Annotated in this window: 12 protein-coding genes; 5 read left to right on the top strand and 7 right to left on the bottom strand. The window is 69.0% G+C overall.

Annotated elements, in window-relative coordinates; genetic code table 11:
• Positions 1-85: 85 nt before the first annotated feature.
• The 3 genes from AC07Y4_RS31700 to AC07Y4_RS31690 are packed head-to-tail and all read right to left on the bottom strand — an operon-like array spanning position 86 to position 1,608.
• The gene (locus AC07Y4_RS31700; RefSeq protein WP_062476395.1) at positions 86-445 is read right to left on the bottom strand and encodes a hypothetical protein; all 360 of its coding nucleotides are present in this window, start codon (positions 443-445) and stop codon (positions 86-88) included.
• Between the two features lie 2 nt (positions 446-447).
• Positions 448-1,179: a PspA/IM30 family protein gene (locus tag AC07Y4_RS31695; protein WP_487847247.1), complete on the bottom strand. Its 732-nt coding sequence runs from the start codon at positions 1,177-1,179 to the stop codon at positions 448-450.
• 12 nt (positions 1,180-1,191) lie between these two features.
• A complete protein-coding gene (locus AC07Y4_RS31690; RefSeq protein ID WP_062476391.1) occupies positions 1,192-1,608 on the bottom strand; it encodes a YjfI family protein in 417 nt (138 codons plus the stop codon).
• 141 nt (positions 1,609-1,749) lie between these two features.
• Here AC07Y4_RS31690 and AC07Y4_RS31685 point away from each other — a divergent pair, with 141 nt between their 5' ends.
• Entirely contained in the window at positions 1,750-2,667 is a 918-nt protein-coding gene (locus AC07Y4_RS31685) for a LysR family transcriptional regulator (RefSeq protein WP_487847248.1), read from the top strand.
• 15 nt (positions 2,668-2,682) lie between these two features.
• Here the strand turns inward: AC07Y4_RS31685 and AC07Y4_RS31680 are convergent, their stop codons facing one another.
• Together AC07Y4_RS31680 and adh are read right to left on the bottom strand one after the other, a co-directional pair.
• Positions 2,683-3,060: a DUF779 domain-containing protein gene (locus AC07Y4_RS31680; protein WP_487847249.1), complete on the bottom strand. Its 378-nt coding sequence runs from the start codon at positions 3,058-3,060 to the stop codon at positions 2,683-2,685.
• The gene (adh, locus tag AC07Y4_RS31675; protein WP_487847250.1) at positions 3,060-4,580 is read right to left on the bottom strand and encodes an aldehyde dehydrogenase; all 1,521 of its coding nucleotides are present in this window, start codon (positions 4,578-4,580) and stop codon (positions 3,060-3,062) included. The genes AC07Y4_RS31680 and adh overlap by 1 nt, the downstream gene beginning before the upstream one ends.
• Positions 4,581-4,814: 234 nt before the next feature.
• Between adh and AC07Y4_RS31670 the strand changes: the two genes are divergently transcribed.
• Both AC07Y4_RS31670 and AC07Y4_RS31665 read left to right on the top strand, forming a co-directional pair.
• The gene (locus tag AC07Y4_RS31670; RefSeq protein WP_487847251.1) at positions 4,815-6,707 is read left to right on the top strand and encodes a sigma-54-dependent Fis family transcriptional regulator; all 1,893 of its coding nucleotides are present in this window, start codon (positions 4,815-4,817) and stop codon (positions 6,705-6,707) included.
• A 56-nt stretch (positions 6,708-6,763) separates the two neighbouring features.
• A complete protein-coding gene (locus AC07Y4_RS31665) occupies positions 6,764-7,594 on the top strand; it encodes a class I SAM-dependent methyltransferase (protein ID WP_307694005.1) in 831 nt (276 codons plus the stop codon).
• Between the two features lie 7 nt (positions 7,595-7,601).
• Here the strand turns inward: AC07Y4_RS31665 and AC07Y4_RS31660 are convergent, their stop codons facing one another.
• Positions 7,602-8,402 carry a DUF1266 domain-containing protein gene (locus AC07Y4_RS31660; RefSeq protein ID WP_487847252.1) on the bottom strand — a complete coding sequence of 267 codons (801 nt, stop codon included), beginning with the start codon at positions 8,400-8,402 and terminating at the stop codon, positions 7,602-7,604.
• Between the two features lie 40 nt (positions 8,403-8,442).
• On the bottom strand, positions 8,443-9,444 hold the full coding sequence (locus AC07Y4_RS31655; protein ID WP_487847253.1) for a hypothetical protein: 1,002 nt from the start codon (positions 9,442-9,444) through the stop codon (positions 8,443-8,445).
• A 330-nt stretch (positions 9,445-9,774) separates the two neighbouring features.
• Between AC07Y4_RS31655 and AC07Y4_RS31650 the strand changes: the two genes are divergently transcribed.
• Together AC07Y4_RS31650 and AC07Y4_RS31645 are read left to right on the top strand one after the other, a co-directional pair.
• Entirely contained in the window at positions 9,775-10,161 is a 387-nt protein-coding gene (locus AC07Y4_RS31650) for a DUF4259 domain-containing protein (protein ID WP_487847254.1), read from the top strand.
• A gap of 220 nt (positions 10,162-10,381) precedes the next feature.
• A partial coding sequence (locus AC07Y4_RS31645; RefSeq protein ID WP_495275617.1) for a hypothetical protein occupies positions 10,382-12,795 on the top strand: 2,414 nt, incomplete at its 3' end.

The raw sequence follows: 12,795 nt of genomic DNA, 5'->3' as shown, positions 1-12,795 counted from the left end.
TCGCGGTGGGGTACCCCGTCACCGCTCCCATGAAATCGCCCATTGATCCTCCCGCGTGCGGGTTGGTTGTTGTTCTCTTTTCTTCTTACCTGCCACCCGGCTTCTTCGTGCCGGTGTTCTTCTTGTTCGCCTTGCCTGCAAAGGCAATCAGTTCGCGCGTGGCCCTCTCCTTGATGGCCAGGCGGTCGTCAGGTGACAGACCATAGCGCGCCGCCAGAAATTCGTAGTCGGCCGTGTTCAACGACACCGTCAGGCGCGGCCGCTTCGGCTTCGAGGTGGTCGCCAGGCCCAGCACCTGCCGGATCTGGTCGGGCGTGGACACGTGCTGCTCGAAGGCCGCGGTGCGCACGGCCTCGAGCACGGCTTCTTCCACGTCGAAGGCCACCTGGACCGCGCGGATCGCCTCGTCCGAGCCCTGCCAGCGAACCGGCTTGACCCGCACCATCGTCACTCCGGAGCCGATTCGGACGGCTTGGGCAGCTCGGACGGCTTGGCCTGCCGGGCGCGGATGCGCTCCATCACCTTGCCAGTGCGGTCAGCGTCGTTGCCGATGCCCGCCGCGGCCAGCTTCTTCTCGAGCGCGCTGTGACCGAACTCGTCTTCGAGCTGCTGGCCCGCCGCCATGCGGTCGGACAGGTCTTCATGGCGCGAGCGGATGCGTTCCAGCGACTCGCGCGCACTGGCCAGGCGCGAGCCGCCGCTGCCGATGTTCTCGGAGATCGACTGCGTGGCGCGGTAGACGCTCTCGGTGGTCTTGGCGATGCCGATCTCGCGCTCGTGCTCGCGGATGCGCGCCTCGGCCGACTTGATCAGGTCCTTGAGCCGCGACACCTGCAGCGCATACGAGGCGTGGGCCTTGGCCTGCTCCTCGAGCTCCTGCTCGAGCGTGCCGACCTTGGCCGCCACGTCGAGCGCCAGGCCTTCCTGGGTCTTGTTGAGCGCTTCGAGCGCCAGGCCTTCGTAGCGCGCGACCTCGCCCTTCAGGCGTTCGATCTCGCGGGCCGACTGCATCTCCTTGGCCATGACGCCCGTGAGGTCGCCCTTGGCCTTCTCGATGCTGTGCTTGGCGTCGATGATTTCCTGCTCGTAGATGCGCGTGGCGTTGCTGTCGATCACGCTCTCGCCGATTTCGCGGGCGCTGCCGCGCAGCAAGGTGACCAGCTTCTTGATGACTGTCATGATGATCTCCGCTTAATTCAGGAATTCAGACAAGGCGTCGAGCGCATCGAGCGCGTTGTCGCTGAGCACGGCCACTTCGCGTGCGATGTCTTCCACGCTCGCGTTGCGCCCCAGCGCTCCGGTGAGCACGTAGCGTCCGCCCACGCGCCCGAAGGACGACAGCGGCACCGACGGATTGAGGTCGAGCAGCGATTCGAGCAGCTCGGTGCGCCGCGCGGGCTTCACGTCTTCTTCGGTCCAGAGGTAGCAGATGCAGATGATCTGCATGTCGGAGCTGGTGACGAAGATCGGCAGCTCGTCACGCCCTTCGATGCTCACCTGCACCACGGGCGTGCTGCCCGGAATCGGCTGCAGCTGAACAGACAGCCCGCCCATCGCGGCACCGGCCAGCACATCGAGGCCTTCGAGTTGATCCAGCAGTGATTGCATACCTCTCCTTTGGGTTGTCTACCGTGGGAAGCGCGCGATGCTTCGATGGATTCACTATAGGTGCAGCGACATAACATGTCAAAAATTCTTTTAACCCATGCGCATGACTTTCGGCACTGGCGCGCTCTCTAGAATCCGCCGATGGCCAGCACCATCAACCCCGCGCGTGTCGATTTCGTGACGCTGCGCCTGTTCTGCGCCGTGGCCCAGTCGGGCAGCATCACCAAAGGCGCGGAAGCGTGTCACCTCGCGCTCTCTGCAGCGAGCCGACGCCTGTCCGACTTCGAAGCCGCCACCGGCTCCAAGCTGCTCGAACGCAGCGCCCAGGGCATCGCGCTCACACCCGCCGGGCATGTGGCGATGCAGCATGCGATGCGCCTGTTCCAGGGCTTCGAGCAGTTCAGCAACGAGCTGGGCGACTACGCCAGCGGCGTGCGCGGCCACGTGCGTCTGTGGGCCAACATGTCGGCACTGACGGAGTTCCTGCCGACCACGCTGGCGGCCTTCCTCGGGCAGCATCCCGATATCCGCGTCGAGGTCGAGGAACAGCTCAGCGGCGACATCGTGCGCGCGCTGGTCGACGGCCTCGCCGACGTGGGCGTGTTCGCCGAGAACACGCCCGCCTACGGCCTCGACGTCGCGCCCTTCCAGACCGACGAGCTCGTGGTGCTGTGTGCCAAGCCACATCCGCTGGCTCGCCTGCGTGCGAAGCAGGTCGACTTCAAGACCTGCCTGGCGCACGAGTTCGTGGGTCTGAACCGCAGCAGTTCGCTGCTCGAACTGACCTCGCGCGCGGCCGAACAGGCCGGCATTCCGATGCGCCTGCGCGTGCAGGTGCGCAGCTTCGATGCGATGTGCCACATGATCGCCGCCAACCTCGGCATCGGCGTGGTGCCGCTGGCCGCCTGCAAGGCGCAGGTGGCCGCGCTAGACCTGAAGGTGGTGCACCTGAAGGACGCGTGGGCCACGCGGCGCCTGCTGATGGCGACGAAGACGGGCGCGGCGCTGACGCCGGCGACGCAGCTGCTGGTGCGGCAGCTGCTCGCTTCGTCGAACTGACGACCGGCCGGGGCCCTACCCCGCCGCCTCGGCTTCGAGCACCGCCCACTCCGCCTCCGTGAACAGCCGCGAGCGCGTCAAAAAGCGCACGCCCAGCGGCCCTTCCAGCGAGAACATGCCGCCGCGGCCCGGCACCACGTCGATGATCAGCTGCGTGTGCTGCCAGTACTCGAACTGCGGCCCGCTGATGTAGAACAGCATGCCGCCGATGGAGCCCAGCAGCCGGTCGTAGTCGCCCACGATGAACTCGCCCTGCGCGTAGCACATGGGCGCGCTGCCGTCGCAGCAGCCGCCCGACTGATGGAACATCAGCGGGCCGTGCCGTGCGGCGAGGTCATCGATGAGCGCGAGCGCCGCGTCGGTCGCGGTGACGCGCAGGACCTCGCCGGTCATCAGAAGAAGCCCAGCTTGTTCTCGCTGTAGCTCACGAGCAGGTTCTTGATCTGCTGGTAGTGGTCGAGCATCATCTTGTGGTTCTCGCGCCCGATGCCCGACTGCTTGTAGCCACCGAAGGCCGCGTGCGCGGGGTACTGGTGGTAGCAGTTGGTCCACACGCGGCCGGCCTGGATGCCGCGGCCCATGCGGAAGGCACGGTTCATGTCGCGGCTCCACACGCCGGCGCCCAGGCCGTAGAGCGTGTCGTTGGCAATCGCCAGCGCCTCTTCCTCGTCCTTGAAGGTGGTGACCGACACCACGGGCCCGAAGATTTCCTCCTGGAAGATGCGCATCTTGTTGTGGCCGCGGAACACGGTCGGCTTCACGTAGTAGCCATCGGCCAGGTCGCCGTCGAGCTGCTGGCGCTCGCCGCCGATGAGCACCTGCGCGCCTTCCTGCCGGCCGATGTCCAGGTAAGACAGGATTTTTTCCAGCTGCTCGCTCGAGGCCTGCGCGCCGATCATGGTGGCCGCGTCGAGCGGGCTGCCCTGCTTGATGGCGGCCACGCGCTTCAGTGCGCGCTCCATGAAGCGGTCGTAGATCGACTCTTGAATGAGCGCGCGGCTCGGGCAGGTGCAGACCTCGCCCTGGTTCAGCGCGAACATCGTGAAGCCTTCGAGCGCCTTGTCGAAGAAGGCGTCGTCGCGCTCCATCACGTCGGCAAAGAAGATGTTGGGCGACTTGCCGCCCAGCTCCAGCGTGACCGGAATGAGGTTCTGGCTCGCGTACTGCGAGATCAGCCGGCCCGTGGTGGTCTCGCCGGTGAAGGCGATCTTGCCGATGCGGTTGCTCGACGCCAGCGGCTTGCCCGCCTCCACGCCGAAGCCGTTGACGATGTTCAGAACGCCCGGCGGCAGCAGGTCGCCAATGACCTCCATCAGCACCAGGATCGACACCGGCGTCTGCTCGGCGGGCTTGAGCACCACGCAGTTGCCGGCCGCCAACGCGGGCGCGAGCTTCCACACGGCCATGAGGATCGGGAAGTTCCACGGAATGATCTGGCCGACCACGCCGATGGGCTCATGAAAGTGGTACGCGAAGGTCTCGTGGTCGATCTCGCTGATGCCGCCTTCCTGCGAGCGGATGCACGAGGCGAAGTAGCGGAAGTGGTCGATGGCCAGCGGCAGGTCGGCGGCCATGGTCTCGCGAATCGGCTTGCCGTTGTCCCAGGTCTCGGCGGCGGCCAGCATGGGCAGGTTTTCCTGCATGCGGTCGGCGATGCGGTTCAGGATGTTGGCGCGCTCGGTGGTCGAGGTGCGGCCCCAGGCGCCCTTGGCCTTGTGGGCGGCGTCGAGTGCGCGCTCGATGTCGGCGGCGCTGGAGCGCGGCACTTCGCAGAAGACCTTGCCGGTGACCGGCGTGATGTTGCCGAAATACTGGTTCTCCACCGGCGCGACCCATTCGCCGCCGATGTAGTTGCCGTAGCGCTTCTTGAAAGGCACCGCGGTACCGAATTTGCCCGGTTCGAGCATGTCCATGGGTTGTCTCCGTTGGGTAAGGTGTGAACGGGCGCCACGACATGCGGCGGCCCGCACAAGCACCGCAAGCGGCATACCCGCGCGGATCGGGACAATCCCCAAGCCCCGCGCCACAGGGGCGCGGCCCGCGCAGAGGGTTTCCATTCGCAATCTGCGACAGATGGGCGCGACGGCGGCGACTACGATGTCGCACAAGGCGAATCGCCGGCAATCCCGCCCACGGAGTTCCGCAAGATGAGTGAAGCTTCCGCACCCTCGGTCAGCGTCGCGCAGGCCCGCGAGCTGTTCTTCGCGCAGGGCCGCGACCCGGCGCCGTGGATCGCGCCGCACATCTCACGCTCGTGGCAGCGCAGCCGGCCGGTCGATCCGCATTGCATCGACCCGACGCCCATGGCGCCTTCGCTGCTCAACGAACGTCGCGAGCAGGCGATGCGCCTGCTCAGCTGCGCGCAGCCCGAACTCGACGGGCTCGCCGAGCACGCGGTGGGCAACGGCTGCATCGTCGCGCTATCGGACGCCAGTGGCCTGATCCTCGAGGAGATCGGCAGCCCCGACTTCCTGCCCAAGGCCCAGCGCGTGGCGCTGCAGCCCGGCGTGGAATGGTCGGAGAGCCACCGCGGCACCAACGCCATCGGCACCGCGCTGGCCGAGCGTGTGGCGCTGATGGTGCTGGGCGGCGAGCACTACCTGGCGCAGAACGGCCGGCTGGGCTGTGCGGCGGCGCCCATCTTCAGCGGGCGCGGCGAGCTGGCCGGCGCGCTCGACATCTCGGGCGAGACCGCGCGCGTGAACCACCACGCCCTCGGCCTGGTGCGCATGGCGGCGCAGCAGGTCGAGCACCGCATGCTGCTGGCCGAGGCCTCGGGCCACGTGCTGCGCTTCCATGCGCGGCCCGCGCTGATCGGCACCGCGCGCGAAGGGCTGATGGTGATCGAGGGCGGGCGCATCGTGGCGGCCAACCGGGTGGCGCTCGACCTGTTCGGGCGCACATGGGAGGGCCTGCTCGACCTCGACGCCGAAGAATTCCTGGGCGCGCAGTGGCCGCGCATGGAGCACCGGCGCAGCCTGCTCACGCTGCCGGGCGGGCGGCAGATCGCGACGGTCATGGAGCGCACGGGCACGGCGAACAGCGGCGCGGGCCGCACCGGCGCGCGGCAGGTGATGACCGCGAACGCCGCGCCCGTCGACCACGACGACGTCGTGCGCCCATTGCTGGCGCGCGCCGTGCGCGTGCTCAACGAAGGCGTGCCGGTGCTGGTGAATGGCGAGACCGGCAGCGGCAAGGAGGTGTTCTCGCGCCGCCTGCACGCCGCCAGCCGCCGCAGCGCGGGCCCGTTCGTGGCGGTCGATTGCGCCTCGCTGCCCGAGACGCTGATCGAGGCCGAGCTGTTCGGCTACGAAGAAGGCGCTTTCACCGGCGCGCGCCGCAAGGGCATGCCGGGGCGCATCCGCGAAGCGCACGGCGGGGTGCTGTTCCTCGACGAGATCGCCGAGATTCCGCTCGCGCTGCAAACACGCCTGCTGCGCGTGCTCGAAGGCCGCGTGGTCACGCCGCTGGGCGGCGGCCAGGGCGTGGCGGTCGATTTCGATTTGATTTGCGCCACGCACGCCGGCCTGCCCGCGCTGGTCGAGGCCGGGCGCTTTCGCGCCGACCTGATGTACCGCGTGGCCGGTTTCACCGTCGCGCTGCCCGCGCTGCACGAGCGTGCCGACCGGCGCGCGCTGATCGCACGGCTGTTCCTCGAATCGGGCGGCGCCGCCAAGCACCTGTGCCTGGAGAACGACGCGCTCGAACGCCTGGCCGCCTACCGCTGGCCCGGCAACGTGCGCGAGCTGCGCAGCGTGCTGCGTGCGCTCGTGGCGCTGGCCGACCCGGGCGATGCCGTGACGGCCGATGCGCTGCCCGCGCACCTGCAAGACGCCGCACCCCCTGCTGACTTCAGCGAAGCCACAGCGTCGCAACCCAACGCGCCCCTGCAGACCATCACGCGCCACGCCATCGACGAAGCGCTGCGCGCCTGCGACCACGACGTGGCGCGCGCGGCCCGCCGGCTCGGCGTTCACCGCAGCACCGTGTACCGCCACCTCGCGCGCCAGCGCCCGCCCGCGGGCAACACCAAAGACTGACTTGCCCGCACGCGCGGGAGCGGCCAGACTTTGCGCATGGCCCTGCCCCCGCATTCATGACCACCGGCAAATCCGCGCGCAAGCTCTCGGCCGTGCCGTCCACCTTGCGGATTCCGCTGGCCGCGCGGGCTTCGGGCGATGCGCTGTTTCCGCAGATGGCCGTGCGCGACGCCTACGCCGCCGGCATCCTCGAGCAGATCCGCGACGACGACCATGCCCTGCCCGACGACCGCACGACCATCTACGGCATCCTCGCGCGCACGCGGCGCTTTCGCAGCCTGGCGCAAGACTTCCTCAAGCTGCACCCGGGCGCGCGCGTCGTGAACCTGGGCTGCGGCCTGAGCCACTACTTCCAATGGCTGGACGACGGCAAGTCGCGCATGACCGACGCCGACCTCCCCGAGGTGCTGGCCCTGCGCCGCGAGCTGCTGCCCGACACGCATCCGCGCCACGACCTGCGCGAACTCGACCTCACGGCGCCCGGTTGGTGGGAGCAACTCGGCCTGCCGCGCAAGCGCCAGGCGCAGCCGGTCTTCCTGTTCACCGAGGGCGTGCTGATGTACCTCACGCCCGAGCAGGTGAACGCCGTGTTCGCCACCTTCGGCGAACGCGCGCCTGCGGGCTCGGTGCTGGCCTTCGATGCGATGTGCTGGCTGGCCGTGGGCCGCGCGCGCCAGCATCCTTCGGTGCGCGCGACCGGCGCGGAGTTCCAGTGGGGCCTGCGCCGGTACGAAGACCTCACGCAGCCCCATCCGCGCCTGCACCTGGACGGCACCTACCGCGTGATGGAAGGCATCGGCTGGCCCTACACGCTGTTCGCGCCGATGGTGCTGTTCTTTCTCGGCGTGCCGATCTACGCGGTGTACGCGCTGAGGGCGAAGGACTAGGACCTCTTCAGGCGAACGGCACGCTGCGCCACGGGCTGCGCGTGTCGCTCAGCAGCAGGCGGTTGGTGCGCAGCAGGTGCTCTTCGCGCGCATCGGAGTACTGCCAGATCAGGCCCGCCGCGATGTACGCGGCGCTCACCTGCGACCAGTTGGCATAGGCCGCACGCACCTGCGATGCCAGGCCGCCCGCAAAGTCCGCGAACTCCGCGCGTTCGATGTAACCCAGCTGTACCGCCCAGCGCGACAGGTTGGCCAGGCGCACCGCGTCCCAGGCCACCAGGTTCGTCAGCTGATCCGGCGCCACGCCGAAGTGCTTGCGCAAGGCGCCGACCCAGCTCTGGCTACCGGTCATCAGCTGGCTCAGCTCGGCGCTCGAGTGCCCGGTCTGCGCGGACAGCGCCCGCATGTCCAGGTGCTCGCGCGCCTTGATCTGGAAGAACGCGGGAAACCACGCGTCCATGACCAGGCGCAGCACGCCGGGCGTGGACTGCACCGCCGCATCGATCGCGCCAATGGCCTTCCAGGCCGGCAGGTACTTCGCGCGCTGCCCTTCCTCGGTCAGCCAGCGCGCGGTCTGCTCGAAGCTCGCGCGGTCGCTCACGTTCCACACCTGCGCGATGCCTTCGCGCAGGGTGTCGTTGTCCTTGCCGGTGAGCACCGCGTTCACGCAGTCGCCGTTGAAGGCCGACAGCGGCGTGCTCAGCGTGACCAGCCATTGCTCCTGCGCGGAAAGCGCAGGCGCGGCGGCGTCGAACTTGAGCTTGTCGTTGTCGAGCATCGCGTGCGCGAGCGTGTCCTTGAACCCCATGAAAACTCCTCCGAATCTTGTTGAATGGCGCGCGGGCGGATCAGGCCTTCGATTGCAGGCGCGCGATCTCCTGCTGCAGGAACGCAAGGAAAGGTGCGCGCAGCGATTCCTTCATGTGCGCGGGCAGCGCGATGGGCGGGGTCGAGCCGGTCAGCAGCTGGTCGCCCTTCTCTCCGATCTGCAACGCGCGCGCCTCCACCCGCTCCAGCGCGATGCGCAGCGGCGACTCCATCAGGTCCTTGCCGTACAGCGCCTGCGCGGTGAGCGCCACGCCGTAGGGGCCGCCGAACAGCGGAAAGTCGGCCAGCGCGAACTGCAGCGTCTCGCCCGCGGGAATCTGGAACTTGTCCGTCACCTTGCCCAGCTTCTTGGCGAGCTTCGGGTTGGCGGGGTCGAGCAAGGTGTCGATCGCGCCGTGGTCGGCCACCAGCTCGGCCAGCGTCCAGACGCGCTGCTGCGCCTGCCGCTGGCTGCCGTTTTCCGCGTGGTACGCGAGCACCGCCGCGACCGTCGGTGCCAGCAGTTCGCCGCAGCGTTTGAGCAGCACCGGCTCGGGCGCGTCGGCCACGCCGGACCAGTCTTTCCATGCCTTGTAGCGCGCCAGCAGCGTCGAGACGAACGAAGGTGCATCGTCCGCGCGCGCAGGCAAGGCATGGCCCTGCGCCGGTGGCGGTGCGGCCGACAGCACGGTGAAGTCGTCCTGCACGTACACCGCCTGGTCGGTCAGCAGCAGCCCTTGCGAGGTGCGCTTGCCGCTGAGCCGGTTCATCGCGTGGTAGCCGAGGAAGAACAGCGGAATTTCGTCGCCCAGCCACGGCCTGGGCAGGTACATCTGCTCGACCGCCTGCGCGAACACCTGCGGCGCGTCTTCGTGGTCGGGGTGGTCTGCCTGGTCGGGCAGGAAGGAAAAGGCCGACAGGTCGGCATGCAACGGCGCCTGCACCTGTTGCTGCACGCGTGCGCGCAAGGCATCGCCGTGGCGCGCGCGTTCGGGCGGCAATGCGCCCAGGTGGTCGGTGAACGACGAAAAAACGAATGACATGCTGAATCTCTCCCTGAAACCGTGGTTGTGAATGGGTAAGCGGCCCGGCATCTGCTTCCGTGGGCCATGCACGGCAGATCGGCCGTGACCGCGGCGTGTCCTGGAAGGACACCGCCGCAACGCCGGCCCAAGGGAAGTGTTCCCCGGCGGCTCACGGACTGGATGATCACGCGCCCCCATGTCAGGAGCGCGGCCATGCTACTGGGAAGCGTCGTCTGGCATTCTGACGAATTCTGCGAGGGCGCGCGATCACGAAATTCGCGCCGCTAGCATCAGCGCATCTTCAAACCGTGGCCACTCTGTGATGCGCCACACACGGGAGTCAAACGAATGGGTACATGGTCGACAGCAGGCTTCGGCAACGACGAGGCACTCGATTGGCTGGCGGAACTGCAGGAAGCCGATGACGCGCTCGCCTTCATCCGCGAGACGCTGGATTCAGGTTCGACCGAAGGCACCGTCGCCGCGGCCGAAGTGCTGGCACTGCTCGCCGGACACGGCGGCGCCGACGTGCACCCGGACGCCGTCGACTGGTGCGCCGGCAAGGCTGCGCCGCCCACCGACCTGCGCCATGCCGCCGCCGACGCGCTGCAGGCCATCCTCGACGACCCCGACGCGGACGGCCACGACACCTGGGCCGAACTCGGCGAGGACGACGAGGACTACCTCGCGTGGCTCGCCAACCTGAAGAGCCTGCAGGTCCGGCTGCGCGGCTGACCCGCGCTGAACGCGCCCGGCGTTCCGGCCAAAGCGTGCGCCGTGTTACGTAACGAGTGGCGACAGCTGCCCGTTTTGCACCATTGGCCTGACAGGGCCATTCGCACAAAAATCGTTTCGAATCAAAGGGATACGGCGTTTCCGGTCCGTCGTTGACGGCTGAAGTCGAAGGCGGCACGCATGTTGCCCTCTGTAGTCATTTATTTGACGAGGAGGCCGCATGACCACCACCGTATCGCCGATCGCTTCGATCCCCGCCGCCGCCGAAAGCGGCGCCCCCGTGGTGCTTGCACAGGCCAGCGTCACCCCCCTGGGCCCCGTCGGATCGGGCGCCCCCATGGCCGCGCCCGCCGGGCCGACCAGCCTGGGCACCCTGTCCAACGCCACGCCCGGCACGGTCGTCATGCGCGACGGATTTCGCATGCCGGTGGACGGCAACCAGACCCTCATCGCCGGCGACCGCGTGATCGTGCCCGACGGCGGGCAGGCCAACGTGCTCTTCCCCGGCTCGGCCACCAACAAGGCGCCGCTGGCCGGTGTGTTCGCGGGCGGCACCGACGCCACCATCACCTCGACCAAGCTGTCCAGTGGCCTCGAACAGGTGAACGTCGACGTGGCCGCGGGCAACCTCGATGTCACCTCGCCCGACAGCGACGCGGAAGCCGCGGCGCTCGCCGTGAGCAAGAAGACCGCAGCCGGCAGCGGCATCGGCCTGGGCGAATTCGCACTCGGCGCGCTGGGCGCCATCGGCCTGGGCGCCGCGCTGAGCGGTGGTGGTGGCGGCGACGGCGGCGGGTTCCCGCTGTTCGTCTCGGGCATCGGCGACAGCGACGCGGATGCCGATTCAGATGCCGATGCAGACGCCGACTCCGACTCGGATGCAGACGCCGATGCCGATGCCGATTCGGACGCCGACGCGGATTCGGATGCAGACGCCGACGCTGATGCGGACGCCGATTCGGACGCGGATGCCGATGCCGACGCAGACCACCTGCTCGATCCGGGCGACGGCCTCGCCGGGCACCTGCTGGGCGCCCTCGACAACGCGCTCGGCCTGGGCGGCGGTGCGACCAACGTGCGCAGCGCCTCCGGCTCGTCGGGCACGCTGGCCTCGCTGATGCCCGTGGCCGACGGCCTCACCGACCTGGTCGACGACCTGCTCTCGCCGGTCACCGGCGATGAGTTCAAGGCCAACGATCCCAACGAGTTCGAACCGGTGGACCACGTGGTCGAAGACATTGCCGTTCACGTGGGCGGTGTGCTGACCCCTGTGGTCGACGGCCTGCTCGGCGAAGGCCTGACCGACGCCCTCGTCGGCTCGCTGATCGGCCAGGTCGACTACCTGACCGACGCGCTGGGCAATGCGCTGGAGAACGTGCTGGGCAGCGAAGGCCTGCTCGGCGGCATCACCACCCCGCTGGGCCTGGACGGCCTCGTGGACGACCTGCTCGGCACGGACGGTGTCGTCGGCCAGGTGCTCGAAGGGCTGCTGGGTGACGGCAGCCTGCTGGGCAGCGTGCTCGGCGAAGACGGATTGATCGGGCAGTTGCTGGGGGATGACGGGCTGCTCGGTGGCGTGCTGGGCGATGGCGGTTTGCTGGGTGGCGTGCTCGGCGGCGAAGGCGGCCTGCTGGGCGGTGTGCTGGGTGACGACGGCCTGTTGGGCGGTCTGCTCGGTGGCGACGGGGGCCTGCTCGGTGGTGTGCTGGGCGATGACGGCCTGCTGGGTGGCGTCCTCGGCGGCGAAGGCGGCTTGCTTGGCGGCGTGCTGGGTGACAACGGCCTGTTGGGCGGCTTGCTCGGTGGCGATGGGGGTCTGCTCGGCGGCGTGCTGGGCGACGACGGCTTGCTGGGCGGTGTCCTCGGTGGCGAAGGCGGCTTGCTCGGGGGCGTCCTGGGTGACGATGGCCTGCTGGGTGGCGTCCTCGGCGGCGAGGGCGGCCTGCTTGGCGGCGTGCTGGGCGACGACGGCCTGGTCAACGGCCTCCTCGGTGACGAAGGCATCCTGGGCGGCGTGCTCGGCGGCGACGGCGCCCTGTCCGGCCTGCTCGGCAGCGAAGGCCTCACCGGCGGACTGCTCGGTGGCGATGGGCTCGTGGACAGCCTGCTCGGCCCCGACGGCGCGGTCGGCTCCCTGCTGAACGCGACCCCGCTGGCCGGCCTGCTCGGCGGCGAAGACGGCTTGCTCAGCGGCTTGGTGGGCGATGACGGGCTCCTGGGCGGCGTGCTCGGTGACGACGGCCTGCTGGGCGGTGTGCTGGGCGACGACGGCATCCTCGGTGCCGAAGGCCCGGTCGGCGGCCTGTTGAATGGCGTCCTTGGTGGCGACGGCGGCGGCCTGCTCGGCGGTGTGCTGGGTGACGATGGCTTGTTGGGCGGACTGCTCGGCGGTGACGGCGGACTGCTGGGTGGCTTGCTCGGCGACGACGGCCTTCTGGGCGGCGTCCTCGGTGGCGACGGTGGCCTGCTCGGCGGCGTGCTGGGTGACGACGGCCTGCTGGGTGGCGTCCTCGGCGGCGAGGGAGGTCTGCTCGGCGGCTTGCTGGGTGACGAAGGCCTGCTGGGCAGCCTGCTCGGCGGCGGCGACGGCGGATTGCTTGGCGGCGTGTTGGGTGACGACGGCTTGCTGGGTGG

It is taken from the genome of Variovorax sp. GW460-12-1-14-LB1 (assembly GCF_059423605.1).
Note: the sequence above shows the minus strand (reverse complement) of the source record. Positions and strands in the feature narration are given on the sequence as shown.

What these genes read in the sequence shown, in the direction of transcription:
- AC07Y4_RS31700 (WP_062476395.1), bottom strand. Translation starts at nt 445, where the DNA reads ATGGTGCGGGTCAAGCCGGTTCGCTGGCAGGGCTCGGACGAGGCGATC.
- AC07Y4_RS31695 (WP_487847247.1), bottom strand. Translation starts at nt 1,179, where the DNA reads ATGACAGTCATCAAGAAGCTGGTCACCTTGCTGCGCGGCAGCGCCCGC.
- AC07Y4_RS31690 (WP_062476391.1), bottom strand. Translation starts at nt 1,608, where the DNA reads ATGCAATCACTGCTGGATCAACTCGAAGGCCTCGATGTGCTGGCCGGT.
- AC07Y4_RS31685 (WP_487847248.1), top strand. Translation starts at nt 1,750, where the DNA reads ATGGCCAGCACCATCAACCCCGCGCGTGTCGATTTCGTGACGCTGCGC.
- AC07Y4_RS31680 (WP_487847249.1), bottom strand. Translation starts at nt 3,060, where the DNA reads ATGACCGGCGAGGTCCTGCGCGTCACCGCGACCGACGCGGCGCTCGCG.
- adh (WP_487847250.1), bottom strand. Translation starts at nt 4,580, where the DNA reads ATGGACATGCTCGAACCGGGCAAATTCGGTACCGCGGTGCCTTTCAAG.
- AC07Y4_RS31670 (WP_487847251.1), top strand. Translation starts at nt 4,815, where the DNA reads ATGAGTGAAGCTTCCGCACCCTCGGTCAGCGTCGCGCAGGCCCGCGAG.
- AC07Y4_RS31665 (WP_307694005.1), top strand. Translation starts at nt 6,764, where the DNA reads ATGACCACCGGCAAATCCGCGCGCAAGCTCTCGGCCGTGCCGTCCACC.
- AC07Y4_RS31660 (WP_487847252.1), bottom strand. Translation starts at nt 8,402, where the DNA reads ATGGGGTTCAAGGACACGCTCGCGCACGCGATGCTCGACAACGACAAG.
- AC07Y4_RS31655 (WP_487847253.1), bottom strand. Translation starts at nt 9,444, where the DNA reads ATGTCATTCGTTTTTTCGTCGTTCACCGACCACCTGGGCGCATTGCCG.
- AC07Y4_RS31650 (WP_487847254.1), top strand. Translation starts at nt 9,775, where the DNA reads ATGGGTACATGGTCGACAGCAGGCTTCGGCAACGACGAGGCACTCGAT.